We start from the raw sequence: 24,635 nt of genomic DNA, 5'->3' as shown, positions 1-24,635 counted from the left end.
TGACCCTCCTACCGCGCCGGAATCGGCAGACGACGGCTGTCGGCACCGTGCCGAAATACGGCGGTATTGGGTTCGATGGCCTCTAGGTGCCAGCCGGCCTCGGATTCGCCAAGGCGCAGCAGGCGAACCTGCGCGAGTGCGTTCGAAGCAGCCGGCAAAATCGAGAGAAACGGCTCGCCGGCTCGCAGCTCCGTGCCGACCACCCGGAATGGCGGCTCGATGGCCTTGGGTTTGGCGGGTGCGGCGGCGCGTGGGCGTGGCGGAGTCGGTAGGGCAGGAGGGGGCACGCTGAGGCGCATTTCCAGTTGATCAAGGCGGGCTTGCAGCGGCAGCAGGTTGTCCGCTGCCGGCTGGTTGCCGAATGCCGCCTCGATCGCACTGAGCCGTTGCTCCAGCACCTCACGCTCTGCTTCGTAGCGTGCCTGGGGCAGGGCGTCCGGTTGTTGCTGGACGTACTCGATCTGTTGGATCAGTTCGGCAAGACGCTTTTCCAGCACAGCGACCTGCAGGCTAGGTGCGTGGGTTTCGACCTGGGCCGTCAGACCCGACAGCGCAACGTGGTTGATCGCGACGGCGCCGCTGATCAGCAGCAGCCAGGTGGCTACAGCGACCCGTATCAGGGGGCCGTGCGTGCTAGATCCATGGCCGGGCATCATCGTCATGGCTGCGGCTCCCCGGTTGCACTTTGCAGGGGAACGCTATCGGCTATAGCCGAGGTCGCTTCAGCAGCCACTTTGTGAGGCTGGCTGAAGCAGATGCTGCGCGTGCTGTGGTCGACGTGCAGCGCTCGCGCCGGCCCGGACAGGGTCAGCAGGGCATCACGCAGTTGCAGAGGGCCGAGGTGATAGTGCGCCGCTGGTAGCGGGAGGCTGCTCAGCGCATCGGTGTCGCCTCCGCTGCATAGCTGATAGCCGGAGCGTTGCAATACATGCCGCAGCGCATCCCCGACGCTGGCGTGCAGCGTGCTGGGAATGGACACGTCGACCACCTGCAACAGCAGATCCTGCTGGGCGGCCGTCGGGGTCAGCTCGACTAGGGTGTAGCGGCCGTAGCGAACTACTGGAACGTACTCCAAAGCCTGAGCCGGAGCCGCGACCTCTGCGGGAACGGGATAGGGCGCTGGAGGTGTTGCACAGCCGGCCGCCAGTGCGGCCAGCAACAGGCAACTGCGGTAGAAACGGATGGCGTGCATGGCTCGGCTCCCGGCAAGGTCGAGCCGAGACCATCGCCGTTACGCGAGAGCGAATCAGCAAACAATGGGAATCGCTATGTTGCCGGTTTTACAGGGCGGCCCAAAGAGGGCAGCTGACTCTGCGGCGATCAAAAAATCAGCAGGTGAACCCGAGGCCCATGCGTCGTGGGATTAGGATCTTATCGAGAGGGTTATGCACAGATTTTGTGGATAACTCGAAGCGGGCTTGTACGGTTGGCTGCCGAGCAATCAGATTCGATATGTTCGGTGCCGTAGTTGAAGGCCAAAGGTGCTGGAGGAGGGCGCTATCGGCGAGCTGGTATTTGGCAGAATGAATCGCCACTGGCATTAACTCCTGCCGCGTATTGCCAAATCCACAGCCCACATCAAGAGGACGGCACATTGCCACTGCAGGCTCATCTCGGTTAAAAAGGATTCAAGGCAGTTCGCCAAACATTGAGGCCCACCTATCGGCATCCTTTTTTAGTTCGATGGGACGGACGCAACGAAGTAACCGCACGATGGAAAAGCTGTATTTTCAAGTCGACTCGCGCTTGGCGACCCTTCTGAGCCAGGAGTACTCCTCAACCGAGAAGGCGCTTAAAGAGTTGGTCGACAATGCCTGGGACGCCGACGCCGAGCAGGTGTCTATCACCCTACCAGAACCCATGAGCGATGAACCGATCATTATCATGGATGACGGAACCGGCATGACTGCTCAAGAGCTCAGTAGTCAATACCTGAAAATCGCATCGGATCGCCGGGTAAGACGAGGAGAACGAACTGCCGGCAAACATCGTCTCATCAAGGGGCGCAAGGGTGTTGGCAAGTTCGCAGGTCTGATGGCGGCATCAGTGATGACTCTGGCGACCCGAGCACGCGGTAGCGAAGTGAGCTTCACCCTCAGCCTGGCTGAATTGGAGCAGGTGGCGGATATCGAACATCTGCGTCTCAGCCCAAAGGTCGATGTGTGCCTCCCTGAACAGCACGGCACCACGATAACTCTGTCCAACTTGCATCAGGGGCTCGTGTATCCAGACGCCAATCGGCTTCGCCAACTTCTGATTCAGGAGTACGGACGCCAAAAGGATTTCACCATTGTTATCGATGGTAAGCCCTTGGCTATTGATGATCTGGAAGGCACTTATACCGAGGACGCCATTTGCCTGCCAGACACAGGCGACGTAGCGCTACGTTTCTCGATCAGCAGTGGCAAGACCGGCCTGCGCGAACCGGGCATAACCTTGATGGTGGATGGCAAAGCTGTCGGCAAACCCAGCTTCTTTGGGCTCGACCAATGCGATGATTTCCCACCCAAACTTCTTAGAAAAATGTACGGTGAGATCGAAGCCGATGGTTTGAGTGAGCATGTCACGGCGGGTTGGGACTCAGTGGTAGAGAATAGTGAGCGGTTTCAAAGAGTCGTGGAGTATGTTCAGGAGAAACTGCGTGCAGCCTTCACTGAAACCCATGGGGCAGAAATCCGCATGGCCCATGCTCGCTTACAGAAAGCAGTTCATGAACGCCTGGCTGCAATGCCTGGGTTCAAGCGGGATTATGCGGATCGGGCCATCAAGAAGGTATTGGAAAAGTACTACGACGAGCCGTCCAGCAAGGTCGAGTCGATCGTCTTCGTCGTGCTGGAAGCGTTAGAACGCTCCGACTACCGAACCGTTGTGGAGCATCTGGCCGACGCCCAACGGCGTGACGTGACTATCCTGGCCGACTCTCTAAATGACTTCGGCTTAGCGGACATGGCTTTCTTAGTCGAACAAGCCTCAGCCCGCTCCACTTTTCTTGATCATTTAGAGCGATTGGCCAACACCGCCGATACCCTCGAAGCAACCATGCATAAGGCCATCGAACACAATCTCTGGATTTTCGGTTCAGAGTATTCCTTGTTCAGCTCGAACCAGACCTTGCAGCGCCAAGTTGAGGACTACCTTGATCGGACATATCGGGGCGAATTCGCGAACAAGCGCCCCGACCTTCTGCTCAATGAGAATCTCAATGGAGAGTACCTATTGATCGAGTTCAAACGCCCATCGCATGCGCTGAATTTCGCTGACTACCAGCAGGCTACTGGTTACCGACACGACTTTCTCAAACACGTCAGTAAATCGATCAAGGTGCTGGTCATAGGCGGCAAACGTTCTGGGGATTATCCCATGCAGAATTTGGAGCCAAACGTATCCGCCATGCTATTCGCCGATATTATTTCCACTGCGCGACGGCAGATTCAATGGCAGTTGCGTACCAAGTTTTAGTGATGCTACGGTCGGACCGGAAACGAGCAAAAATATCTGCACTGGAGTAATTAGTCGTATAAGAAAGCTAGCGACTAGCAGAGGCTGAGGGAAGCCTAATAACTGGACATGCCATGACCGACAGAAGCGCCGTTGACACTATACGAGGGTATTTTTACCAGTTCGACCTGTCCATACTCAGCGTCTTGCAACTGGCTTCGCTGGATGATTCTGTCGAGGTCGAATGTATCGAGGATATCGATATCCGGGCTGCGACCGACGTCACAGCCACGCAATGCAAGTATTATGCGAAGACCGAGTACAATCACTCCGTCATCAAAGACTCAGTAAAGCACATGGTGTCCCACTTCAAGGAAAGCTTAGCGGGAACGAAACCGAAGGTCTTGTACTCCATCAAAGGTCACTACGCCTCCGGACAGGAAAAACTGGATGGCGGAATAGACGTCGAATTCCTGAAGAAGCACTTCCTTACCTACACAAAGGAGAAAGTCACCTATTGCCATCATATAGAGCTAGGCCTCTCCGATGCCGAACTTGAGGAGTTCCTAAAGCGCCTAGGTATCGACGTTAGGGCGAAGGAATTTGACGAACAGTTTCGTGAGGTGGTTGAAACCCTCCAAGCTGTCTTTGGAGGGTCGCCGTTCTCCGCCGAATATTTTTTCTACAATAATGCATCCATTGAATAAGAGAAACAGCGGACCACGCCCACCAGGGGCGTAGTCCACGTGGCCTCAGGCCTTCAGCTGTTGCATGCCTTCAGCCAGCATCCACAACGCTCGGTTGAGCCGCAGGTTCCGATCGATGCCCTGGACCGGCCGGGTACTCTGGCGACGGCCACGGGCGTTGCGTCCATTCAAACCGCCTTTGACGAGATTCTCCTGAATGCGGTTGAAGGTGGACCACAGGTCGCTGCCGCGGTCATCGACGCGGCGGGGCATCAGCACCTGCGCTTCGGTGATCGGCACCACCTGGTTGGGCGTGTCGTACTTGAGCGCCAGTGCAGAGCGGGCCAAGACCTCCTGCTCGCCTTCGTCCAGGGTGATCAGGCGCATCGCGTCGCGCGACTCCTGCACCTGCTCGAAGCCATGCAGGACCTCGTACGCACCTTCGATTACCTGCTCGGCGACATTGCCTTTGTGATGCACACGGACATCGGCGACGGTGTTACCGCAGACCAAGCCGTTGTGGCAGACGAACCTGAACATGCCGGCGAGCATCTGGTAACTGCTGGTGCCGTCGTGCGAGTTGAGGAGGATGATTTCATTCGCTTCGTTGCCGTTGATCTGGCTGGCGTGGCGAAGGCGGATCATGTGTTTGGTGAATTCGCGGCGATTCTCGTGGCGCACGCGGGTCTGGCACACCATGAACGGCTGGAAACCCTCTCCGCGCAGCTCGGCCAGTACCGATGCGGTGGGGATGTAGCTGTAGCGCTCGGACCGGCTCTCATGCGGGGTATCGGCAAAGATCGACGGTGCCACGGCGCGGATCTGCTCATCGGACAGCGGATGATCGGCGCGCAGTATCGGCGAGCGGGGAGCAAAACGAGAGGCGAGTTGCATGGTCGTTCTCCTTGAGAATGGCGGCAATCGCATGCGCGGCCTGGAGACCGAAAGCAGTGATTGCATGGGATGAAAAAGCCCCGAAGGATGGGGCGATAAAGGGAGGTGGTGCGTATGCCGCCGACACCGAAGTGCCGGGGCATGGGGGGAGAGGAAGAGGCAGGACCAGGAGTAGGCCCTGCGGGTTAGAACGAAGCCGCCTGCGCAGACTCCTCGACAGGGGCCTGAGTGGTGACAGTGGGTTGTGCGTCACCGCTTTCGTCCTCGGCGCGAACCGTCTCGTCGGACGCGGGAGCGTCTTCGTGAGCGGGCGCTGCGGATTCCGGCGGATAGACCTGTACCCCATCGACCTTGATCAGGCCGATGCGCATCAGCTTCGACTTCAGGCTGCCGCCCACTTCACCGGCGTGCTCGCCTTTGCTGCGAACGTAGGCCTCGGCCTTCATGTCGTTGAGCGTGAAGGCCAGCAGCACCTTCTTCTTCGCTTCAACGGCCTGAATGCAGCGCTTCACCAGGTGCTGGGCGCTGTCGTCGGCGACGGTGGTCTCGATATAGCGATACTCGGGCTCGTCGACCGGGCCGGCCAGGGCTGCGATGGAGCAGGACAGAAATGGATCACCGCCGTTCGGGATCATCCTGGGATTGTTCAAGTAGCCGATACCGCGGGTCAGCAGCTCGTGATACTCGATTTCGGCCAGGGCACTGCGCTCCAGCAGCTCGGCCTTGAGTAGCCGGGCCTTCATGCTGGCTGCCGGATCGCCCGAGGGCCGACGAAATGGATCGATCCAGAGGTCGCCGAGACGAAAGCGCACCAGCGGCCGTTGCTGGGGATCATCGATACCGATGTAGGGTTGGACGAGTTGCTTGGCTTCTGCGCCGGAAACCCGCACGTCGAAGTAGCGCCGGGTTGGGTTTTGTGCCGGCCCGACCAACGCCGCTACGGTACAGGCGAGAAAGGGAGTGGCTTTACGGCCACCCTTTACCGGTACTTCGCGCACGCGTTGGATGTAGCCGATGCCAGAGGTATGGATGTCGAAGTACGACTTCGAGCTGGACGTAGTGCTGCTCATGGTGAATCTCCTGACTTAGGAACAAGAACACGGAGACACACCGACCCAGAGCGGGGAGGTGCGTAACCCCGCGGTGGGTTGAGGAACATCTGCATCCGCCACCGGCAAGCCGGTGGTCGTTCGCGCGAGGGATGCGCTGCGAACGGGGTCGGTCACGCGGAAGAACCGCGGGCAGCCTGAAGACCGAAGCTGCCTGGCATGTCGCTGACGACGTCAGCGGAACATGAAGGGGAGGTTGGTGCTACGCGAATTCCTTGGCTACGAGGAATCGGTAACTGGCGGCGACCTTATTCGTCAGTCGAGGCAAGAGAGGTAGGCGGGTAAGTTACATGTGCGCTTTTCAGATTGTCCATCTGGACAGGCCGATCTGATTATCACGAATCTTGACCTGCGAGCCCGACATATAACCGAATACAGCTTGTCGGCTTATAGCGACCGCAGAATTCTTTTCACACCGTTATCATGTCTGCTGATCTGAGCAACGGAGTGCGTGGTATGCCTGATAAGGCTTTCTCTCTACCTGAATCCTTGGCCGTCGCAGACGCTGCGGTCGCTGCAGTCATGCATCTAGAAAGCGGGAAGTTGCTGACCTCGCATGAGGTGATAGGCAGCCATTACGAGAAAGCCGTTCAGCTGCGGATGGCGCTACAGGAAGGAATCTCAGCGGGGAGCCCCCTCTACTGTTGCCCCCTATGTTCGGTACCAGTCAGACCTGACGTTCGTGCTGTCTGGAGGGGGACGCTGCCAGTGGCGTTTGAGGTGCAGTTATCGACCACCTTCTTACGGGTCATTGCTGAGCGAAGACAGTTTTACCTGCGTGAAGGCGGTTTGCTGCTCTGGGTATTCAAGGCTTTCGATGCGAGTGAAACCCGGTTGACGCAGGATGACATTTTCTATAACAACAATCGCAACGCATTTGTTGTTTCACAGGAGACTCTTGAACTGTCACTGGAGCGCAAGGCACTGATGCTCGATTGCTCTTGGACTGAGCCAGTTATCGATTTTGGGCGCCAGGCCTGGGTGGCAAAAACTCAACGGGTTAGCTTCGGCGATCTAACGATTGAGCGCGAGCGTCAGCGTGTTTACTTCTTCGATGCGGAACGTGCGGAGACTGCGGTAGAGAAGGGGCTTGTCGATGATGAAATCAGGCAGGCTTTTCATGCCTTCTGGCTTTCTTCATCAGAGGACTCTTCAACCTGGCTGAAACTCCGCGCTGACCTTGCGCAGCGAGGAATCAAGGTTCCGTACTACCTGGGTGATCCGGAAGGCCCATTTTACTTTCTGAACACGCTTTACACTGCTCGCGAAGGGAGGCCTGTAGGTTGGGGGCATGCGGAACTGATCAATGTCGCACACCACGTTTACGATCGATACAAGCCGCACCTGTGGGCCATGAGGTTGATGCTTGCCGCCCATGACATGGGACCTCTAATTCGCTCACAAGATCGCACCGGCAAATGGCGAAATCTTAAGGTCAAAGCTTACATGGCCGCGTGGCGGGATGGTGACGCAGCTTTCCAGCCCGATCGGCGATGGGATCGGCTAGTGTCATTCTTATTCCCGGAAATTGCTGAGCAACTGATCACCACGCCGTGACTGACTGTTGGCTAGCTAGCCAGTGCAGGGACTCCAGCGATACCGCCTAGATGGATGTATGCCACCGCGTCATCAAATCAGATCACCGTCTAGAAAGTGCTCGACCATATCGGTGCCATCTCCGACGTCGACCCAAGCCAACTTAAACGCGTGCTTCTCTATTTCGGCCGGTACGGTAAGCCAGTGAACCTGCAAGATGCCCTTGTGATCGTGCACGCCAGAGACACGAAGAGGTAACTGGCCAACGCCATTCACTGACATCATTGCAGCCGCGTAGCCTACGGTATGGTGTAGGCGAGGGAGGCGGTAACGGTCGGAGTTGTAGGCAGTAACCTCAATATCAGCCATATTGCGTTGTTCAGGCTCATATGACATTTGATGATCTCCATTATCGGGTTTAGCTTGCGCATACCGTGCACCATCGTCACGTAAGGACACAAGAAGATCATTCAAACATGTCAGGCGGACGTCTCCTAGGGCGGGTTGGCCTGGAGACTGTATAGCGTGACCAATGGAGCGCGAAAAGAAAAAGCCCCCGCGAACGAGGGCTGCGGAGTGAAAGGTCAGTTGTCACCAGGTGCTGATCGTTCTGGCGCGGCGGGACAGCTGTGTGGCTGTGGCGGACAACTCAAGCTTGCCCCTGCTGTTCCGGATGTGCGTGGAGGCCATGGTTTTCGGGGCGAAATTTTGCCGGAGTCATTACCACCAAGCTCAGCTCGGCCACCAACCATGGTTGATATCCTGCTGCTCAGTGCCGGACAGGTTTCGATCCAGATAGGCACTGCACGCGGATGAGCCGCCAACTGCCATCGTCGATCAGTTGCTCCAGCGTTTCCCCGAGCGAGTCGAAGAACACTTGATCGATGCGTTCGACGAGTTCTCCATCGTGTTTCAGCTCGATCACATAGAGGTCATCGGCGCGGTCGTACAGCAGGGTGACCTGCCCTCGAAACTTCGCGGTGGCCACGGTGAAGCTGATCGCCGGCGGCGTCTTGATGATGTCGTCGGGTAGTGGATCGACAACGGAAAACTCCCGTGCGCCGGCATCCACCAGCAAGTGGGTGATGTGGCGAAAACCATCGGGAGCCGGCAGCTGTTCGAGCTGGTTGATGAGCTCCTGCAGCTCCGGGCAGCGTGGTTGCGGGAGTGGCAGCTTGGCGGGTGCGGAACCGAGAACGTGCGTTTGCATTATGAAGGGTGTGCCGTCAGCGGCGTACTCGGTGCGTTCTTCCGGTGTGTCCGCTCGTAGCCCGTCGAAACGGCGCCGGGCATACGGCAGGACCTGCACCTTGGCGCCTTCAACAGGCACTTCAGTCAGCAGTGAGCGATCGAGCACAGCGAATTCGGCCCGACCGATCTTGACGACGATGGCGTCGCCGGTGTCGGCGATCACCTTGCCCTCGAACGGTCTGGGGTCGATGTGGAAGCCCCACGTCGAGACCTTGGGTTGTCCGTCGAAGATTTTGAACTTGAAGGTGCGGACATTGCGGGGTGCATGACCGGCGACCAGAACGGGCATTTGTGCACGGATGGCTTGGGTATCCATGGGAGACTCCTTGATGAAAAAGGGACTCCCGCCCGCAAGGGAGGATGTCCCTCGTGGGTTGGGTGGATGGCGCGACATGTGCTGGAGTAACAAAGCAACCAGTGCGATGAACCGCACCGCAGTCTCGAAGGTCTCGACTGCCTGGGCATGCTGCTGGTAACACCAACGAACATGCATGGAGGATGACGGGCAGAAGGTATGACTGGGCTAAGCAAAGCGCATTCGATCATGCCCGCTTAGTCCCCGTTGTCCTGCTGTAGGGCTCGTGAGTTGGTGGCGTTTACGAACCTTATCCGCCGGCTATAGGGCGTGACATGTATAGAGGGGCGACTATCCTCAGTCTGGTATCTGGGAAAACGCTCTGCCTCAACAGGGAGGTGCTTCATGCGCAGTAGAGTCATGCTTGCCTTAGTCCTGGGGTTTGCTCAGGCGCATGTCCAGGCCCAGCAACTCGGGCCGGCCTCGGTCCGTGACAGCTACGGTTTAGTTAGCTTACCTAGCGAGCTGCGAGAGAGACAGATTGACTTAACCCTGGCCAACCACACCGTTGTGTCAGGCGAGACCCTTGAGTCGATCTTGTTGTCCCAAGGGGTGGTAGCGACGCCACGGGCGTTGGGGTTGGTATTGGAAGCCAACCCCGATCTGGAAAACGTCAATCAGATACTGGCTGGTACCGAACTCCTCGTTCCGCAGATCGAGGGCATCGACGATGAGACGATGCGTTTCTACATCGGTGCACCAACTGAAGTAACCCGGGCTGGCCGCGCGGTGCGTGAGCTGTCGTTCCAGGCAGCGACATTGGAATCACCCGATATGAACAACGCCTTCTCCGCGCTCGCCAGTACGTTTCAAGATGCTCTGCACTCACGTAATGGTTTACCAGCCGGAGTTATTGCACATTGGCGTGAGAATGCCGAATCCATTGTTTGGTTGGCTAAGTCGGATCACCCTGAAGACTTAGAGCGTGCTATCCGGCTTGCCCACGATGCCAATAAAGGGCTTCATGAGGCCGTCTCGCTTTCCCGGTCGGGTATTACCACCACGCGGGCTGTGCTTGTAATGGCGACCAACCCACCGGATGGGGGAATTCCAGCGAGCTGTAAGATTCGGTATGCGCTGTTCGGCTTCGCGGCTCATGGGCACGTCGTGGAGTCGCAGAGAACCAAAACATTCAGCGCTTCAGCGTGTCACGAGGGGCGGGAGATGCTGTCGGTGGGATTCCATTATGGCATCTGGGCCGAATGGCTGGAGGCTGGTGCAATCCGGCGGTCGCAGATCAAGGATTTTTACATGCTTTCTGGTTTCGACTGGCCTATCGACCTCCCGCTCTTGCCCTTCGAGTGATGCAGGCATGTGGATCAACGAGGTGATGGATTTTTTCGAGTGGCTTCTTCCATACAGTGCCAGTTGGTTCGGGGGAGCGGTCTTTGCGATGGTTGTCTTTGGTCTTCTCCTGCATCTGAAGGCGCCTCGCCGCGGGAGAAAGCGATTATCGCTCGTACAGCATTTCACCATCATACTGGTATGCATCATCCTATTTATTGGGGGGCACTCGCTTTTTGTGCATGAAAGCGATGGTGGTCGGGTGCTTGGTGGGTTTATCTACCAAGACGCTGTAGAAAAGTTCCTTTTAGTGATGCCCGATTCGACAACTGATGAGGTTATCAGTGCATTTGGTGGCTGGACCGAACCAGAGGCGGTTTGGACACTAGGCAGTCTGATTGCGATTCGAGTCTTTTCGGCCCTGCTGGTAGGTACCCTCATGGGGAGCTTGCTTGTCTACGTTGATCGGGTTCCGAAGATTCATCATCTTCTGGAACGTATCTTCAAGGGTTGACAAGATGGGTTAGCCGAGCTGGACGCGCTATGCGATGCCGTCAATCGCAAGGCGCGGAAGCTATGCTGTCTTACGAGAAGGAACACGGTTCTGGTGTGAACACGTGCCCCTCCTGGGTAGTAGATAGGGATGAAGGATCGTAGTGCACCGAGATGAATTCACCAGCCGTCGTAGTGGAGCACTAGGTCGGCGATGACCTTGCGGCGTTCCAGGTCGAGACCGCCAAGATCGGCAAGCCCCTCGAACTGGCAGCGTTTGAGCATCGCGCCGCCTTCACTGGCGTTGTAAAAGCTGACCATTGCGGCAAGAAACAGCCGTTGGCCGCTGCTCAACACGTCCAGGGCCTCATTGAGTCGCTGTACATTCGGCCGCAGCTCCCACTTGCTCGTGGCTTGCTGCAGCCCGGCACGAGTGCCATCGCCGAACCATTCGGCACCGGCGATTTGGACGCCGCGTTTCCATGCCTGCAGAAATGCTGCGGGGGCGTTGTCGAAATGCAGCATTTCCTGCGCGATCTGATCAAGGACGTCTGGGGGTAAAGACTGATTCATGATGGTCTCCCGATGGGTAGGGGCTTAGGGATAGAGGCACTGCTGCCAGCGCCCTGTGCTCAGGGCCTGCTCTGCAGCTTCGTATGAGCGGAAGTACTCGACGGACTCGCGCGAGACCGGCCCGTTGTCGTCGGCAGTGCCGATGAAGTGGCCGGCGGCGCTTTGGCGTACCTGCAAGGGCAGGCGTTGACTGGCCAGGTAGCCGATGGGTTCGGCTTGGGCCTGGGTGGGACTGGGCGACGCGGGAGAGTTAAAGGACATGGAAGATCCTCCTAACAGAGATGGAACGAGGCACCGACGCCTGGCCGGCGTTCGTCCACGAGCTGGTGCCGGGCGGACTGGTTGGGGGCGGCGCGGAAGATTCCGCGGTGCAGCCGAGGCCCCGTGCTGCGGGCATGGTGTCGACCGAGGTCGACGACACATGGGGGCAGCTTCGAACGGCGAGGGGAGGTGAGTCAGCGGGAAATGGGAAACCGGTGACCTCCAGATTTTGCGGGCGGCCGGAGCACTCGCGCTCGTTCTGCCGGGAAAACGCTCGTTGTCAGTTGGGCTGAAGGTGCATTTCGGTTAATTCAGTGGATGGCTCGGCAACGATGCAACGATGCACTGGGCAGACAGGAGAAAGGCGCCGAAGGCCTGGGCCTTCGGCTGTCGAGCAAGACACCACCGGTGCGCTGATGCAGGGCGTGGCCGCCGTCAAAGCCAACCGCTGTTGCAGCGATCGCACTCGACCCGTGTCGTGGCTGGGGTCGACATCCTTTGGCACACATCCGCGCACAAAAGGAACCCGTTGTTTCGCCGGTGGGCGCCGGCACTGATTACCATTCGACCCGAAGGGTCTCCTGATGCCTCGTCGGGCTACCGAGACAAGGCACCAGGGAACCCTTCATCGCGACACTCAGCAGATCAATCTGTCCGGGTATACGGACGCTGGATGAGTCAGCCTTCCCGTCGACCCAGCGATGCGGGCGACGGGCACGCGTTGCAGAAGGAGGGGCGTGCTGGGTTCCCCGCAGGCGCGAGGGGGCGCATCGACCGTGGTCGATACGATGGGGAGCGGGGCCGGCGAGCTATTTCGGCATCTGCCGCGGCTTGCGCGAGGGACTGAGCTTGGCGCTGGCCTGCCGGCCATTCTCGATGGGCAGGGTGCCTTTGCAATCGGGATAACGGCAGCAGGACCAGAACGCGCCGGTCTTGCCGCTACGTTGGCGGGTGGCGCTGCCGCACAGCGGGCAGGTGGGCCCTTCGGGAAGTTTGATGGCCAGGGTGGCTGCGCGGTACTGCTGCACCAGCTGGGTGATCCATATGGATTGCTTGGCGATGAAGGTCTCCAGCGTCATCTCGCCGGCCTCGATCATGTCCAGGGCCTGCTCCCAGATGGCGGTCGTACCGGGATCGGTGATGGCCGCGGGCACGGCGTCGATCAGCATGCCCGCCGCATCGGAGGCCCGCACGGCGCGACCCTTCTTGAGCAGGTAACCACGCTCGAGCAGGCCTTTGATGATGCTGGCACGGGTGGCTTCGGTGCCAATGCCGGTGGTCTCTTTCAGCTTCTGCTTCAGACGCGGGTCGGTGACCAGCTTGGCGACGCCTTTCATGGCCTTGATCAGATCGCCTTGGGTGTAAGGTTTTGGCGGTTGCGTCTTGAGGGCTTTCAGATCGACGTGGTCGACCTGGCAGTGCAGCCCTTCGTGCAGCGCCGGCAACATCTGGCTGCGCGGGTCCGCTTCGCCGTCGGCGTTGTCCGCTTCTGGGACGGCCAGCACCTGGTGCCAGCCGGGGATGATCACCTGCTTGCCAACGGCTTGCAGGCTCTGGCCGCCGCACAGCAACTGCGCCGTGGTGCGGTCGAACTCGTGATGCGACAGAAACTGCGCGAGATAATGCGCGCGGATCAGTTTGTAGACCGCCTGCTCCTTATCGCTCATGGCCGCCAGGTTGGTTGGCTCCAGCGTTGGGATGATGCCGTGGTGGGCCGACACCTTGCCGTCGTTCCAGGCCCGTGAGCGCTGAGTCCGGTCGAGCTGATCAAGCAGCGGGCGCAGGCCGGGATCGGTTGCGAGCACGGCGGCGAGTACGGCCGGCACCTCGGCGAACATGCTTTCGGGCAGGTAACCCGAATCCGAACGGGGATAGGTCGTCGCCTTGTGCGTCTCGTACAGCGACTGGGCAATGTCCAGCGTCTCCTGCACGTCCAGGGCGAGTTGCCGCGAGCACACCTCCTGCAGCGTGCCCAGGTCGAAGGGCAGTGGGGGCGCCTCACGCACGCGCTCCGTTGCGAAGGAGACCACCTGAGCGCTGCCGGCGGCGCGCAGGCGATCGGCGGCGTGCTGGGCCACCGCCTGCTGCAGGCAGCGCCCGGCATCATCGCTGCAGTCGTCAGGGGCGATCCAACTGGCGAGGAAAAGTTGTCCGCCTGTCGATAGCCTGACCTCGATGTTCCAGAACGGCACCGAGACGAAGCCCGCGATCTCGCGGTCGCGGCTGACCACCAGGGCCAGCGTCGGCGTCTGCACCCGGCCGACCGAGAGCACGCCATCGTAGCCGGCCTGACGCCCCAGCAGGGTGAACAGGCGACTCAGGTTCATGCCGACCAGCCAGTCCGCGCGGGAGCGCGCGAGCGCCGCAGCGTATAGCGGCAGCGTCTCGCTCGACGGCTTCAGCGTACCCAGCGCCTTGCGAATGCTCGCGTCGTTGAGCGCCGACAGCCACAGCCGCTGGATGGGGCCGCGATAGCCGCACAGCTCGATGATCTCGCGGGCGATCATCTCGCCTTCGCGGTCGGCATCGGTGGCGATCACCAGCTCGCGGGCCTGGCCGACCAGCTGTTTGACGATCTTCAATTGCGTAGCGGTTGCCGCTTTCGGCTCGACCCGCCAGCGCTCGGGAATGATCGGCAGTTGCTCAACGGACCAGCGTTTGTACTGCTCGCCGTAGGCTTCCGGTGGCGCCGCTTCGATCAGATGACCGATGCACCAAGTCACGATTACGCCGGTACCGCTGCAGTGCCCATTGCCACGCTTTCCGATGCCCAGGACGCGAGCGATGTCTTTGCCTTGCGACGGCTTCTCGCAGAGGTACACGCGCATGATGTCCTCCCGGCAGCGTGATGACTCATCGGTTGCCGAGCATGATTTCCGATGTGGCCGAGCGTTGTCGCAAACAACGCGGAGATGGCGAGTTCGTGATGTGGTGTCAGGTGCGGGATCAGTGTGCGAGGCAGGGGGTGGAAAAACATGCGCCTGTTTTGGTTTGTACGGAGGCAGTGCCTGTGTCAGCCTCGATTTATGGCGATACGCCTGCATGTTTCCATCACGAGCCGAAATCGCAAGGGGGACGATTGAGAGAACTATCCGCGAATGCGCGCAACACCTATCGAGAGTTTCGTCGACGCATCATAGAGAACCTGGAACCACGGCAGCCGCAGGGGCGCTACTCATTCGAGGCTCCCCATCCACTGCAGCGTCTGCGCCTGCAGGTCACGGCATTTCGTAAGCATCTGGAATTCCACGGCGAGCAAATGCTCATGCAGGATTCTGTGATAGAGCCGCTGTTGCGTAGGGCGTTGCGCATACCGGACAGGATCCGGCTGTTGCCCACGAGAGCGGAGAAGTGGGGTCAATGCCTGATGTTATGTTTGCCCCTCGGACTTACGGTACGTAGGGCCAGCGCGCAGCTTCAAGCGATTGGCACCCACGAAGGGCGTGCTCTGGTATTCGCCCAGCAGGTCGACCGAACGATTCCGGGCCAGCACCATTTCGGCCCTTCCTTCGATTTTGCCTTGCGCAGGCTGCAACCGCCCCATTCATTCGAGTCGTTGCGCAACATGAGCTTCGTGGATTTTGGCTGGATGCAAGCCTGCTATCGTCTGGGCGTACGCCAGATGGATGAGATGGATCGTGTCGCCAGGGCCCGGTATGGCCGAAGGATCGATGGGACGCTCCTGTTCGCCCTGGTGGAGCTGGGCGCGATTCGCTCGGTGGAGGATCTGGAGCAGTTACCGTCGCGTAACGACTGGCACTATGGCGACCACCAGCCGGATCGACATGAGGTGGGTAAATTCCGCCAGGTCGCTCAGATGCTGCTCGATGCCGGCGCGGCTCCGACCGCCATCGTGCCGCTGGTCAAGCACCCGATGAATGACTTCGATCCGCAGCGCCTGTCCGCCACGTTGGCGGTGCTCGGGCTAGAGGGGATGAGCTTTCCACGCTGCTCGAGACGACGGGCAGGCAGTTGCTGCTGGCGAAGCCCGAACGGTGGGCGTTCCTGTGCGATGTCTTGGGGCTGCGCGCAGCGGCCGACTTGGGCAGGTTCAGCCGCTTGCTCGAGGTCGGGCGACTGCCCTGCCGCGAGTTCGCACTGGCGCTACGCGCCGCCGGTGCCAATATCGATGCGCTGGAGGCCTGCCAGTCGCTGATACTCGAGGTGAATGCTCGGGACGATGTGTCGTTGCCCGTGGCAGCGCTGCAGCGACTGCTGGCCAGCCCCCACTCGTTCACGTTCGCTGAGTTGGCCAAGGCCAAGGACTACCTGCTGACGGAGCGTGATCTGCAAGCCTTTCTGAGGGTGCTGGTGGAGCATGGCTATGGCGGTGCGGAGCATGTTCTGGCGTTTCAGAACTGCTACCAGCGGCTCGGCGCCGATATGCTCCATCGCTGGCTGGGCATCGCCAGCGCCTGTGGTGCCGGGGAGACGTCGGCGGTCGTTGCCGGCTGGGTGGCGAAGGCCGGCAGCGGTGGCTACATCGATAGCTTTGACTACCTGCTGCAGGCCGGCGAACTGCGCACCTTCACCCATTTGCAGCAGGCTGTGGAGATGGCCCCGCTTGGCGCCTCGCTGCTGCGCTATGTGCGCGAGGAGCGTGGTGTGGGCGATCTACCGGCACTGCGCACCTGGTACTACGACGACGCGGAGGGTATCAAGGATCTGCGCTTCTGGTACGAGCTCGACGGGATGCACCGGGTGCTCCTGGACGATGCTTTCGAGCGCAAGAATTTCACCCTGCTGGAAGGCAACCGGGACGTTGTAGACAGGCATATTGGCGAACGCATCACCACCACACTCGGGGCGTTCTCGTTCCGCACCGACGAGGCGACCAGGGAGGCCTACCACGAGGCCAGCCGCGCCCTGCGCAAGGAGCTGGGCGCTGCGTTGGTTCCGCGCTTGCGGGACATGTTGGTGGCGAGCGACGGTCTGCTGTTGCGGAGCCTGATCGAGCATATCGACGAGCCGGTGCAGCAGTTGCGGCAGAGAATCGCCGCCCTGGCGCCGCTGCTGGGAGACCTGCTTGCCGGCGCAGGCCCCAGCAAGGCGATCCTGAGCGATCTGGAAGCGGACTTGATCGCCATCGTGTACCGCACCACGCCGCACACGATTCGCAGCCGTTGGCGCCAGGTGATCGGCCGTGAACGAGACGTGGCCGATCTTGTCGCTGGAGCCCGTTATCCAATGCAGTGGCTGCGGGCCGAATTGCGGCTGGACGGCTTGATGGAGCCGCGAGATCTGCGCGCATTGTCGGAGGCTCTGCTGTTCGCCGCGCGCTTCGTCGCGGAGCACCGGCAGGACATGCACGCGGTCTTCCGGCCCCTCGGCGCGAAGCCGCTGCAGGATGCCGCCGCCGATGTCTGGTCGTTGAGGTCGCACCTCGGGCTGCTGCTGGCCATTGCCGGGGCGGACTCGAACGTGCGCGCCTGGCTGGATCCGGGTAACGAGGCCATCGCGGCGCTGGCCGAAGCCGGTTCGCTCGCCTATCGGCAGGTCGAGTCCCTGCATACCCTGTTCGACGTTCAACTGACGGATGCGCTGGACGCGCTCGAGGCCGGTTTCGTCGAAGGCCTGGACGATGCTGCAGCAGGTACTCTGGCGTCCCGGCTGGCGACGCGCGACAGTGTCGGCTTCGCCACGGCGAAGGATGACCTGCGCCAGGCCCTGGCGACAGCGCGTCAGGTGGTGCTGAGGGTGTATAGGCGCTGGGCCGCACGGCAGAAGGATCGCTTCACGCCGCAAGGCGTGGAAGGTGTGTATACCCAGCTGCAGGCCATCGTCTCCAAGGCGCCGGCGGCTTTCTTCGCCAAGGAGGCCGCTTGCCTCTGTACCCGCGCCAACACCGACATGTGGCTGGAGGCGAGGCATGCGCACCTGCTGGTGTTCGCCCCTGGCGAGAAGCGCCTGGCGGGAATGGCGCTGCTCTATTTCGAGCGGATTCCGGCATTGGATGTGGACAGGGACACGCTGGTCATCCGTGCGATCAACCCGGTGGGCGGGTTCCTCGCTTCGCACGCGGTGTCGTCCATCGTGGACGCCTACTTCGACGTCCCCATCGGCATCGCCAGGGACAACGGATTGGCCGCGGTGGCCTTTCCCTGTCCCCACGGTATGCACCTGATGTCGAACCACAAGGATATCGAGGACGACATCGGGGAGCGTTTCATCAAGCGTGCTCTGACCTACCGGTGCTGGAAGTCCGAGGAGGAGTCGACGTGCTGGCTCAAGCAGCCGCGCAGGGTGACGGCGAAATTCTACGCCTACGAGTCCGGGGAAGTGCCCGTGGAGACGCTCTATGCGGTCTGGCACGCCAGGGCGTGCGACCAGGCGCAACGGGCGGTGGCCTGACGGCCGAACGTCTCAGGTCGTTCGCCGGGCCAGCCGGTTGTGCAGCAGGAACCAGCACAGGTTGAGGGCGAGGGAGCGCCCGAGCCGAGTCATCTGGCTCTGTGGAATGCCGATGGGCCGATGGGCACCTGGGCTGAGGAAGCCGAACACACCGGCCAGGCCTTTCTCTTCTTCCACGGTGATCTCTCCGCTGTTACGCAGGAAGGCGATCACCTCACCCCATTTCGCTGGGTTGTAGCTGGCGTTTGATGCTTGCTGGGAGGCGACATCCGCGGCTACATCAACCGCCAGCGTTTCCAGGGCGATCCGGGCGTTGGTCAGCGCAGCGTTGTAGTCGGGCGGTGAGGCACGGAACGCCTCGGCCGAGTCGTTGATCTTGGCGATTATGGCTTCACGCGTGGGCGCGCCTGAATTGCGCAGGGCAATGATCAGGTCGTCATCCACTGGGGGCGCATCGGTGATCGATGGATCCGTCTGCAGCAATCGCTTGTCCTGGACGATATAGCCATCCAGGAGAAGGCATTGGGTGAGGTCATGCATACGCTCGTCGAATCGGGTCTTCGGCGTGACGGCCGCGCGCAGGTTGCTCTGCGTGCCGACGACTTCCTTCAGGATCAGCAGAACAACGCTGTCGTCGAGTCCCACCAGGGTCTGCTCCAGCCCGATGAGCAACTGACCTGGGTACAGGGAGTGATTGTGCACGCCGTATTTGCGCAGCAGCACGATCAATACCGAGACTTCCTGCAGTGCGAGGAATTGAGCGAGGGAATAGCGGGTTCTCTGGCCGACCATGTGCAAGCTCCGAAAAGGGCAGGTGCACAACAGTATGCCGATTCGGAGGTGAGCTATCACGGCTTCCAGGCCCTGTGTGACCGTTTCGCTCACGTTGGGTGCTCTGGAACTCAGTGGAACTCCATGGAGTTATCCCCTGGGGATAGCTCCATGGAAGGCCACGGCGCTATTCGCCGACGGGTTCCGGATCAGGACTGCTGCCCGGCTTCGGGCTGAGCGTCAGGGCCTCGATACGGTAGGGCATGATGCCGACACCTCGTGCATTGATTCGATACGTGGTGCGCGGATTGTTGTCCTCGTCCGTCCAGTCGTCGCGTTCCTCGCGGCCGAGCACCACGACGCGCATGCCTTTCTTGAACAGCGTGGCCCAGTGTTCGGCGTCCCGATGCCACCAGTCGACCGGCCGCCAGAAGCCGCCGCGATCTTCGTAGCCATCCTTCACCGGTACCGGATTGTCGAAATACACGTTGAGGCGCAACACCCGGCGCGGCTCTTCGTTGCCGTTCGGGTACTCGTGGAATTCCGGTGCCGAGCCGATGTTGCCTTCGGCGAAAAAGTAAGTGCTCATGCTGTCAGTCCTCGAAGGGGAAGTGGCGTGATGCCGCAGGGAGTCAGTTCAGGTTGTGTTTTAGTGCGGTGGACCCAGGGCGGGGGGATCGCCACGCCGGCGTAGGTAGACGGCATGCGCCTGGGCCACCTTGGCGGCGCATTCCTGGGCCTGACGACCGAGGGTGTGCAGCAGGCTGATCTGCATGTTGATGGCGATGCGCTGCACCTCCATCGCATAAAGGTCATCGGTCAGGGCTTCGGGCGTGGCGGCGCTTCCGATCAGCCCCTGCCACAGCGCCACGCCCATGGCCGAGCGATCCGGCTTGCGCCAGCGCAGAAAGGTCGTGCCGGCGCCCGTGGTCTGCTGGGCCAGCTCCACCGGTAGCAGGCGGAAGGGATAGGCATTTGCCTGCGCCAGGACGCGCCGCTGCGCCAGCTCGATCAGCTCATCGCGCAGCCTGTGGCACTGGCTGGCCCACTGGGTAAGTGCCCCCTTACCTTTAAAAGGCTGTAAAAGGCCTTTTAGAGAGGCGGCCTGTTCCAGCTTGAGGAAGTCAGCCTGTTCCAGTGGGTAAAAGCGGCGGGCTGCCGCAGTACTCGGCGTCGAGTTCATGCTGAGGCCTCCGCGTTATCGCCGGCGGCTGCCAGGGTGATGTCGTCGGGCTCAGCCAAAACGTTGTCGTCACTGGCATCCGCGACATCCTGCGGTACCGAGGCGGCCAGCGCCGAGCGCCGGATGATCGGCGGGGCATAGCGCGAGCGCAGCGTGCCTTCGAGTACCTCCTGCGGCAGTTCCCCGAGCTTCTCCAGGGCAGCTCGGGCGGCGGCATTCTTGGCCGCGAAGTCGTCCCGCGTGCAGCCCGAGTAGCGGTACTGCTGGGCCAGCGAGAACAGACTGCGCAGGGCGTGCGCCCCTTCGTTGAGCCAGCGTTCAAGCGTGCTGCGATCAATCAGCGCGGTGTGGTGGGCGAGGATCAGCTTGCGCGCCAGGTCGTCGTAGTCGGCCAGCAGGTACACGGCGAGGAAGCCGAGCTGCGCGTTGACGAACAGTGGCAGCTTCACCGGCTGCACGTTCATGTTCTCGCCCAGCGACAGCGCTGGCGGTATGTCGGCCAGGGCCTGATCGACCTGCTCACGCAAGGCCTGCAGGCTGTCCTTGGTCTGCGTCAGCTTTTCCTCGAGCCTCAGCATCCACCAGTCCGAGTAGGGGTCGTCCTGCTCGGCGCCGCGCTTGATCTTGTTGGCGATGGCGATGAAACCGTTCAAGCCGACGATGCCGGGCTTGCCCTCGCTGGCTGCGCGGCCGTGCCAGATGCGCGAGGCGTGATGGGTGTGCAGCGTCAGCGACATGGCACTGCGCAGCGATCCGAGATTCAGTTGCAAGGAGGTGTCGGTGGCCATGGGGACGACTCGCGTGAGAGGAACGAGTCGCTAGCTTGAGCAGCGCACGGAAGGCGGTCAGTCAACAAAGCGCAGCCGAGGGCTGCCGGCTTTGCTGGGCGGAAGGCTGCGTGTTGCAACTATCCCCAGGGGATAGTTCCAGGGAGATCCAGTCGGCAGACGGGTGTCGCTGGTGCAGAGCAGGGTGGTGGTTCACCTCCGGGAGGCTGTGTGTTGCAACTATCCCCGGGGGATAGCTCCAGAGAGAGCCAGGGAGGGTTACTCGGCCGTCACTTGGGGTGCAACAAGGCATGCAGCTGGGCGAGGTGCGTATGCACCACCTCGGGGGGCGGATCGGCGGTGGCCTTGCTCTTGTCCTGTCCGGCCCAGGCGTTGAACTCACCGCGAATGGCTGCCTGGATGATGCCGAACAGGTAGCCGGCCGGTTTGCGCACCTCGTTGCTGCGACAGCGCGCGGCCCATTCATCGAGCACGGCTTGTCGCTGTTCAACCTGCACTTGCTGCAGGGCCACCAGCGCACCGGCCTGCTGCTCTTCGCGTAGCGCCAGAAAGCGCTCAGGAAGGCGCAGATGCGGGTGTTCTCGCGCACGCGGTACCGTACGTACGGATTTATCTATACGAGTACTAGTACGGTCCCGCTTCGGATTCCGAAGAGGGCCGGTTTTACTGGCGTTCGTACCTGCTTCGGCATCCGAAGACGGCGGTTCGCCATTCCGAAGAAGGGCGTTTTCACCCTCTTCGGATTTGTGGAGGGAGTGCGCTTGTGGATAAATTCCCCCAGGGCTGACGCCGCCCTGGGCCATGCGTTGCACCAGCACCTGCAGCCGCGTCGGCAACACGCGGCCGCTGAGCAACGGGTCTTCGCTGATGTCCTGGAGGGTGCGGTAGCCCACCCGCTGCACCGCCTTGCTGGCATGCTCCAGCGCATGGCTCACCAGCCCCAGATACTCGGGATCGAGTTGCATGGCTTCGAAGGGCGTGAGGGGCTCGTCGTGCAGGACGTACAGGTTGCCCTTGATGTGTCCGGTCTTGGGATCGCGCCGGCGGCGCACGAGGCTCAGCCAGCGTGTCAGGCGCAGCAGGGTAAGCGCCCGCGCCACGGTTTCGTACGACGCCTGCTGCGCGCAGGGCGTCGAGGCCAGGTAGGGACGCAGCTGGTCGTAAGTGGGGAACGCCGTGACGCCATCGGCGTTGAGCATGAGCCGGATGATTTGCCAGGCATTGCGCTCCAGCGGGGTCAGCCGAGTGTCGAGAAACAGCGCCCGGGGCACGCTTTCATGGCGATTGCCGCTGTAGAGAAAGCCATCGCTGGTGGGCGCGGGCTCCCGTCTGGGCGGCAACTGCCGCAGGGCGTCATCGAGCAGCGTTGAAAGCGCGGCGGGGCCTGCCTGCGCGACCATGGCTCTACACCAGGCCTTGGTCGATCCAGCTTGCGATGGCCGCCCAGATCACCGACATGGGCAAGGCGAGGGCTTCGGCCAGATCCATCGTCAGTTCCAGCATCGTGCTGTCGTTATCCAGTGCGATGCCGCGCTCGGTGATGCCGGCCTTCCACTGTTTCCACAGGGCCATCTCCTGCTCTTCACTCAGCACCGGATGCCGTCCCCTGCGCTTGGGCAGGCAAATGATGTCGCGGCGCAGGGCGACCTCCTGATGCGTCAGCCCGTAGAACTTGCTGACCATCTCGGTACTGGCCCCCAGGCGCAGCATGCGATCGATCGTGGCGATCTCCTGCTCGATGTCATGCATCTGGCTGACCAGGCGCCAGAGGACGGCCGTATTGACCGTCACGGAGCACCAGGGCACCTGGGCATTGGCCAGCAGGCTCACCAGCGCCGGTTGCTTGAGTACATCCAGTTCTCGCTCGCTGAAACCCATCGACTGGCAGCGGCGAAGTTGGCCGTTGCGCAGGTCGTGCAGCGCCTGTGCAACCACGGCTTGATTAAGCGGATGAGGTGCCGACATGGTTCCCTCCGGCCTGTTTCAGGGGTTGGCCTCATCTGGATTGGCCTCCAGATCCAACAGCCGGCGTGCCAGCCGGATCAGACGGAACAACTTGACCAAGCCGTTATCGCTGAGACGGGGAAGGGTGCCTGCGTCGCTGCCACCGCCTCCCAACAACAGTGCCCCCAGGTGGCCCTCCAGGTGCCGATCATCCTGATCGGGGACCATGGTGTGGGGCAGACTCAAGGTGCGTAAAAACGCCAACACGACCTGACCGAAGGCCGGTGGCGACACGTCCGCCTGGGGTGCACTGCAGGTGAAGCCTATGCCGGTCTCGATTGCTTCGATGCAGTCGATCAGCTCGGCTTGCTCGGCGATCTCCTGGGCGAGTTGGGCGATGTGGATGCGCAGTCGATCGGGCGCATCCAGTCCTGGCTCGATGTACCAGACGTCGCTGATCGGGAACAGCCCGCCGGCTTGCACCGGAATGGCCTGCAGTACCCTGTCCGCGAAGGCCGGCAGCGGATCGCCGGTGTGCTCGGCGAGCATGTGTTGGATGCCTTGCAGGCGCTCGGTGTCGTCGGCGGGGGAGACAATATGGCCCTGCAGGCGCGCGTCTGGATCATGATCACCGGAAGAAGCGCCTGGTACTGGTTTCTGTACTGACGGTGGTGGTGAATCGGTGTCTTTGTTCGGCGCAGCTCCGGAAATACCTACGGCAGCATCCCTGTTCTGAGATACATCCGGCGATGGAGTGGCTGCACGTCCAGGTTGAGCGACGGTTGCGGTTTCAACCGGCAGCTGGGGTGGACTGGTTACCGCCCGCTGGCGGTGCTCGGCGCTGTCGACGTCCAGTTCCAGCACGTTGTAGTCGATATCGAGCAGCTGCGACATCTGGCCGATCAGTTCGTCTTGGACGCGGCCAACGGCAAAACAGTCGGGCTGAACATCAAAAAGGGTGAGGACGTCGTGAAAGAACGTCTCGAAATCGACGGCCAACGCCTTGCCGCTCGCATATTTTTCCCAGGTGAGCTCGCAGGCTTTGCGCAACACCGCCAAGCGTTCGACTTGATGCCTGCCCAAGCCGTTGTACAGCACGTTGGGGATGGTGGGCAGCAGGTAGCGCACGGTGTCTTGCATGCGGCTGATGTGCGACTGCTGGATGGGATAGCCGTCGGCGCTGAGGCGGCGGGCGAGCTCCGACTGCGACAGCGACTTGCCGCTTTCCTGCTCGTAGAGCTCGCGGGCTTTTTCAACGCCGAGGGCCCGCTCGATGAACGTCAGGCTGCCGTGTAATTCGTTCTCCGCCAAGTGCCCGGTCAGGGCGACGATCTCGCCGCGCTCCGGCCATGGCCGGAACAGGCAGGCAATGCGGAAGAAGCGTTCATCCTTGGTCTCTGACCACAGCTCGCGCAGGATCGCCAGGCGGGTGTTGCCGCCGTTGCGAATGATGAAGTGCTCGGCACCGGGCCGCCGGGTAATCGGTGGCGGGGCATCCAAACCCCGCTCACGGATGGAGGTTTTGATTTCGTCGTAGAGCGCATTGCGCGTCAGGCGTGGATCAAGCTCATAGGGGCGAAGGTCATCGAGCGTGACCACCATCGGCGTGTCGGTCAGCGGGTCGCTTAACACCTGTGCGGCAGGGCCGGAGCGGGCAAACCCCTCGGCCAGCAATTGGCCGGCCATTTCCTCAGGCGTGACAGTCGCCATGACGGCCTC

Annotated in this window: 23 protein-coding genes; 7 read left to right on the top strand and 16 right to left on the bottom strand. The window is 61.0% G+C overall.

Annotation, left to right across the window (positions count from 1 at the left end; all coding sequences use genetic code 11):
- Positions 1 to 8: 8 nt before the first annotated feature.
- A complete protein-coding gene (locus tag G7009_RS04640) occupies positions 9 to 662 on the bottom strand; it encodes a hypothetical protein (RefSeq protein ID WP_181128860.1) in 654 nt (217 codons plus the stop codon).
- Positions 659 to 1,192 (bottom strand): PFGI-1 class ICE element type IV pilus protein PilL2, encoded by a 534-nt coding sequence (pilL2, locus tag G7009_RS04635; RefSeq protein WP_181128859.1) that lies wholly within the window; start codon positions 1,190 to 1,192, stop codon positions 659 to 661. The genes G7009_RS04640 and pilL2 overlap by 4 nt, the downstream gene beginning before the upstream one ends.
- A gap of 521 nt (positions 1,193 to 1,713) precedes the next feature.
- On the opposite strand from pilL2, the gene G7009_RS04630 reads away from it, so the two are divergent.
- On the top strand, positions 1,714 to 3,459 hold the full coding sequence (locus tag G7009_RS04630) for an ATP-binding protein (protein ID WP_181128858.1): 1,746 nt from the start codon (positions 1,714 to 1,716) through the stop codon (positions 3,457 to 3,459).
- A 113-nt stretch (positions 3,460 to 3,572) separates the two neighbouring features.
- Positions 3,573 to 4,145 (top strand): hypothetical protein, encoded by a 573-nt coding sequence (locus tag G7009_RS04625; RefSeq protein WP_219856436.1) that lies wholly within the window; start codon positions 3,573 to 3,575, stop codon positions 4,143 to 4,145.
- A gap of 45 nt (positions 4,146 to 4,190) precedes the next feature.
- On the opposite strand, the gene G7009_RS04620 is transcribed toward G7009_RS04625, so the two are convergent.
- Together G7009_RS04620 and G7009_RS04615 are read right to left on the bottom strand one after the other, a co-directional pair.
- The gene (locus tag G7009_RS04620; RefSeq protein ID WP_181128857.1) at positions 4,191 to 5,018 is read right to left on the bottom strand and encodes a DUF932 domain-containing protein; all 828 of its coding nucleotides are present in this window, start codon (positions 5,016 to 5,018) and stop codon (positions 4,191 to 4,193) included.
- A gap of 185 nt (positions 5,019 to 5,203) precedes the next feature.
- Positions 5,204 to 6,088, bottom strand: coding sequence for a DUF3577 domain-containing protein (locus G7009_RS04615; protein WP_181128856.1), 885 nt, complete (start codon positions 6,086 to 6,088; stop codon positions 5,204 to 5,206).
- A 462-nt stretch (positions 6,089 to 6,550) separates the two neighbouring features.
- On the opposite strand from G7009_RS04615, the gene G7009_RS04610 reads away from it, so the two are divergent.
- Positions 6,551 to 7,684, top strand: coding sequence for a DUF6035 family protein (locus G7009_RS04610; RefSeq protein WP_445676985.1), 1,134 nt, complete (start codon positions 6,551 to 6,553; stop codon positions 7,682 to 7,684).
- A gap of 72 nt (positions 7,685 to 7,756) precedes the next feature.
- On the opposite strand, the gene G7009_RS04605 is transcribed toward G7009_RS04610, so the two are convergent.
- Together G7009_RS04605 and G7009_RS04600 are read right to left on the bottom strand one after the other, a co-directional pair.
- The gene (locus tag G7009_RS04605; protein ID WP_219856435.1) at positions 7,757 to 8,122 is read right to left on the bottom strand and encodes a hypothetical protein; all 366 of its coding nucleotides are present in this window, start codon (positions 8,120 to 8,122) and stop codon (positions 7,757 to 7,759) included.
- Between the two features lie 310 nt (positions 8,123 to 8,432).
- Complete coding sequence (locus G7009_RS04600; RefSeq protein ID WP_181128853.1) at positions 8,433 to 9,230, bottom strand: GTPase; 798 nt, start codon at positions 9,228 to 9,230, stop codon at positions 8,433 to 8,435.
- A gap of 384 nt (positions 9,231 to 9,614) precedes the next feature.
- Here G7009_RS04600 and G7009_RS04595 point away from each other — a divergent pair, with 384 nt between their 5' ends.
- Together G7009_RS04595 and G7009_RS04590 are read left to right on the top strand one after the other, a co-directional pair.
- A complete protein-coding gene (locus G7009_RS04595; protein ID WP_181128852.1) occupies positions 9,615 to 10,574 on the top strand; it encodes a LysM peptidoglycan-binding domain-containing protein in 960 nt (319 codons plus the stop codon).
- A 7-nt stretch (positions 10,575 to 10,581) separates the two neighbouring features.
- Entirely contained in the window at positions 10,582 to 11,067 is a 486-nt protein-coding gene (locus G7009_RS04590; protein WP_181128851.1) for a hypothetical protein, read from the top strand.
- A 158-nt stretch (positions 11,068 to 11,225) separates the two neighbouring features.
- Here G7009_RS04590 and G7009_RS04585 read toward each other — a convergent pair whose 3' ends face one another.
- From G7009_RS04585 to G7009_RS04575, 3 genes are all read right to left on the bottom strand, one after another.
- On the bottom strand, positions 11,226 to 11,618 hold the full coding sequence (locus G7009_RS04585) for a hypothetical protein (RefSeq protein WP_181128850.1): 393 nt from the start codon (positions 11,616 to 11,618) through the stop codon (positions 11,226 to 11,228).
- Positions 11,619 to 11,642: 24 nt separating this feature from the next.
- Positions 11,643 to 11,879 carry a hypothetical protein gene (locus G7009_RS04580; RefSeq protein ID WP_181128849.1) on the bottom strand — a complete coding sequence of 79 codons (237 nt, stop codon included), beginning with the start codon at positions 11,877 to 11,879 and terminating at the stop codon, positions 11,643 to 11,645.
- 809 nt (positions 11,880 to 12,688) lie between these two features.
- On the bottom strand, positions 12,689 to 14,707 hold the full coding sequence (locus tag G7009_RS04575) for a DNA topoisomerase III (RefSeq protein WP_181128848.1): 2,019 nt from the start codon (positions 14,705 to 14,707) through the stop codon (positions 12,689 to 12,691).
- A 251-nt stretch (positions 14,708 to 14,958) separates the two neighbouring features.
- Between G7009_RS04575 and G7009_RS04570 the strand changes: the two genes are divergently transcribed.
- Together G7009_RS04570 and G7009_RS04565 are read left to right on the top strand one after the other, a co-directional pair.
- Positions 14,959 to 16,035: a hypothetical protein gene (locus G7009_RS04570; protein ID WP_181128844.1), complete on the top strand. Its 1,077-nt coding sequence runs from the start codon at positions 14,959 to 14,961 to the stop codon at positions 16,033 to 16,035.
- Entirely contained in the window at positions 15,939 to 18,230 is a 2,292-nt protein-coding gene (locus G7009_RS04565) for a hypothetical protein (RefSeq protein ID WP_181128843.1), read from the top strand. The genes G7009_RS04570 and G7009_RS04565 overlap by 97 nt, the downstream gene beginning before the upstream one ends.
- A gap of 12 nt (positions 18,231 to 18,242) precedes the next feature.
- On the opposite strand, the gene G7009_RS04560 is transcribed toward G7009_RS04565, so the two are convergent.
- The 7 genes from G7009_RS04560 to G7009_RS04530 all read right to left on the bottom strand — a co-directional run bounded on the left by G7009_RS04560 (position 18,243) and on the right by G7009_RS04530 (position 24,626).
- Positions 18,243 to 19,022, bottom strand: coding sequence for a hypothetical protein (locus G7009_RS04560; RefSeq protein WP_181128841.1), 780 nt, complete (start codon positions 19,020 to 19,022; stop codon positions 18,243 to 18,245).
- Between the two features lie 166 nt (positions 19,023 to 19,188).
- Positions 19,189 to 19,590 (bottom strand): single-stranded DNA-binding protein, encoded by a 402-nt coding sequence (locus G7009_RS04555; RefSeq protein ID WP_181128840.1) that lies wholly within the window; start codon positions 19,588 to 19,590, stop codon positions 19,189 to 19,191.
- A gap of 60 nt (positions 19,591 to 19,650) precedes the next feature.
- Positions 19,651 to 20,184, bottom strand: coding sequence for a DUF3158 family protein (locus G7009_RS04550; RefSeq protein WP_181128838.1), 534 nt, complete (start codon positions 20,182 to 20,184; stop codon positions 19,651 to 19,653).
- Positions 20,181 to 20,972, bottom strand: a complete 792-nt coding sequence (locus tag G7009_RS04545) for a PFL_4669 family integrating conjugative element protein (protein ID WP_181128836.1) — start codon at positions 20,970 to 20,972, stop codon at positions 20,181 to 20,183. Before G7009_RS04545 ends, G7009_RS04550 begins: the two co-directional genes overlap by 4 nt.
- A 269-nt stretch (positions 20,973 to 21,241) precedes the next feature.
- On the bottom strand, positions 21,242 to 22,372 hold the full coding sequence (locus G7009_RS04540; protein ID WP_181128835.1) for an STY4528 family pathogenicity island replication protein: 1,131 nt from the start codon (positions 22,370 to 22,372) through the stop codon (positions 21,242 to 21,244).
- 4 nt (positions 22,373 to 22,376) lie between these two features.
- Positions 22,377 to 22,937 carry a DUF2857 domain-containing protein gene (locus G7009_RS04535; RefSeq protein WP_181128833.1) on the bottom strand — a complete coding sequence of 187 codons (561 nt, stop codon included), beginning with the start codon at positions 22,935 to 22,937 and terminating at the stop codon, positions 22,377 to 22,379.
- A gap of 18 nt (positions 22,938 to 22,955) precedes the next feature.
- Positions 22,956 to 24,626: a ParB family protein gene (locus G7009_RS04530; RefSeq protein ID WP_181128831.1), complete on the bottom strand. Its 1,671-nt coding sequence runs from the start codon at positions 24,624 to 24,626 to the stop codon at positions 22,956 to 22,958.
- Positions 24,627 to 24,635 lie beyond the last annotated feature (9 nt).

The sequence above is a fragment of the Pseudomonas capeferrum genome, from assembly GCF_013523055.1.
GTDB lineage: Bacteria > Pseudomonadota > Gammaproteobacteria > Pseudomonadales > Pseudomonadaceae > Aquipseudomonas > Aquipseudomonas capeferrum_A.
This window is presented reverse-complemented; position numbering and strand designations above follow the sequence as displayed.

Bases quoted from the DNA above. Each gene is read 5' to 3' on its own strand.
- G7009_RS04640 (WP_181128860.1), bottom strand. From the start codon at position 662: ATGACGATGATGCCCGGCCATGGATCTAGCACGCACGGCCCCCTGATA.
- pilL2 (WP_181128859.1), bottom strand. From the start codon at position 1,192: ATGCACGCCATCCGTTTCTACCGCAGTTGCCTGTTGCTGGCCGCACTG.
- G7009_RS04630 (WP_181128858.1), top strand. From the start codon at position 1,714: ATGGAAAAGCTGTATTTTCAAGTCGACTCGCGCTTGGCGACCCTTCTG.
- G7009_RS04625 (WP_219856436.1), top strand. From the start codon at position 3,573: ATGACCGACAGAAGCGCCGTTGACACTATACGAGGGTATTTTTACCAG.
- G7009_RS04620 (WP_181128857.1), bottom strand. From the start codon at position 5,018: ATGCAACTCGCCTCTCGTTTTGCTCCCCGCTCGCCGATACTGCGCGCC.
- G7009_RS04615 (WP_181128856.1), bottom strand. From the start codon at position 6,088: ATGAGCAGCACTACGTCCAGCTCGAAGTCGTACTTCGACATCCATACC.
- G7009_RS04610 (WP_445676985.1), top strand. From the start codon at position 6,551: ATGTCTGCTGATCTGAGCAACGGAGTGCGTGGTATGCCTGATAAGGCT.
- G7009_RS04600 (WP_181128853.1), bottom strand. From the start codon at position 9,230: ATGGATACCCAAGCCATCCGTGCACAAATGCCCGTTCTGGTCGCCGGT.
- G7009_RS04595 (WP_181128852.1), top strand. From the start codon at position 9,615: ATGCGCAGTAGAGTCATGCTTGCCTTAGTCCTGGGGTTTGCTCAGGCG.
- G7009_RS04590 (WP_181128851.1), top strand. From the start codon at position 10,582: ATGTGGATCAACGAGGTGATGGATTTTTTCGAGTGGCTTCTTCCATAC.
- G7009_RS04585 (WP_181128850.1), bottom strand. From the start codon at position 11,618: ATGAATCAGTCTTTACCCCCAGACGTCCTTGATCAGATCGCGCAGGAA.
- G7009_RS04580 (WP_181128849.1), bottom strand. From the start codon at position 11,879: ATGTCCTTTAACTCTCCCGCGTCGCCCAGTCCCACCCAGGCCCAAGCC.
- G7009_RS04575 (WP_181128848.1), bottom strand. From the start codon at position 14,707: ATGCGCGTGTACCTCTGCGAGAAGCCGTCGCAAGGCAAAGACATCGCT.
- G7009_RS04560 (WP_181128841.1), bottom strand. From the start codon at position 19,022: ATGGTCGGCCAGAGAACCCGCTATTCCCTCGCTCAATTCCTCGCACTG.
- G7009_RS04555 (WP_181128840.1), bottom strand. From the start codon at position 19,590: ATGAGCACTTACTTTTTCGCCGAAGGCAACATCGGCTCGGCACCGGAA.
- G7009_RS04550 (WP_181128838.1), bottom strand. From the start codon at position 20,184: ATGAACTCGACGCCGAGTACTGCGGCAGCCCGCCGCTTTTACCCACTG.
- G7009_RS04545 (WP_181128836.1), bottom strand. From the start codon at position 20,972: ATGGCCACCGACACCTCCTTGCAACTGAATCTCGGATCGCTGCGCAGT.
- G7009_RS04540 (WP_181128835.1), bottom strand. From the start codon at position 22,372: ATGGTCGCGCAGGCAGGCCCCGCCGCGCTTTCAACGCTGCTCGATGAC.
- G7009_RS04535 (WP_181128833.1), bottom strand. From the start codon at position 22,937: ATGTCGGCACCTCATCCGCTTAATCAAGCCGTGGTTGCACAGGCGCTG.
- G7009_RS04530 (WP_181128831.1), bottom strand. From the start codon at position 24,626: ATGGCGACTGTCACGCCTGAGGAAATGGCCGGCCAATTGCTGGCCGAG.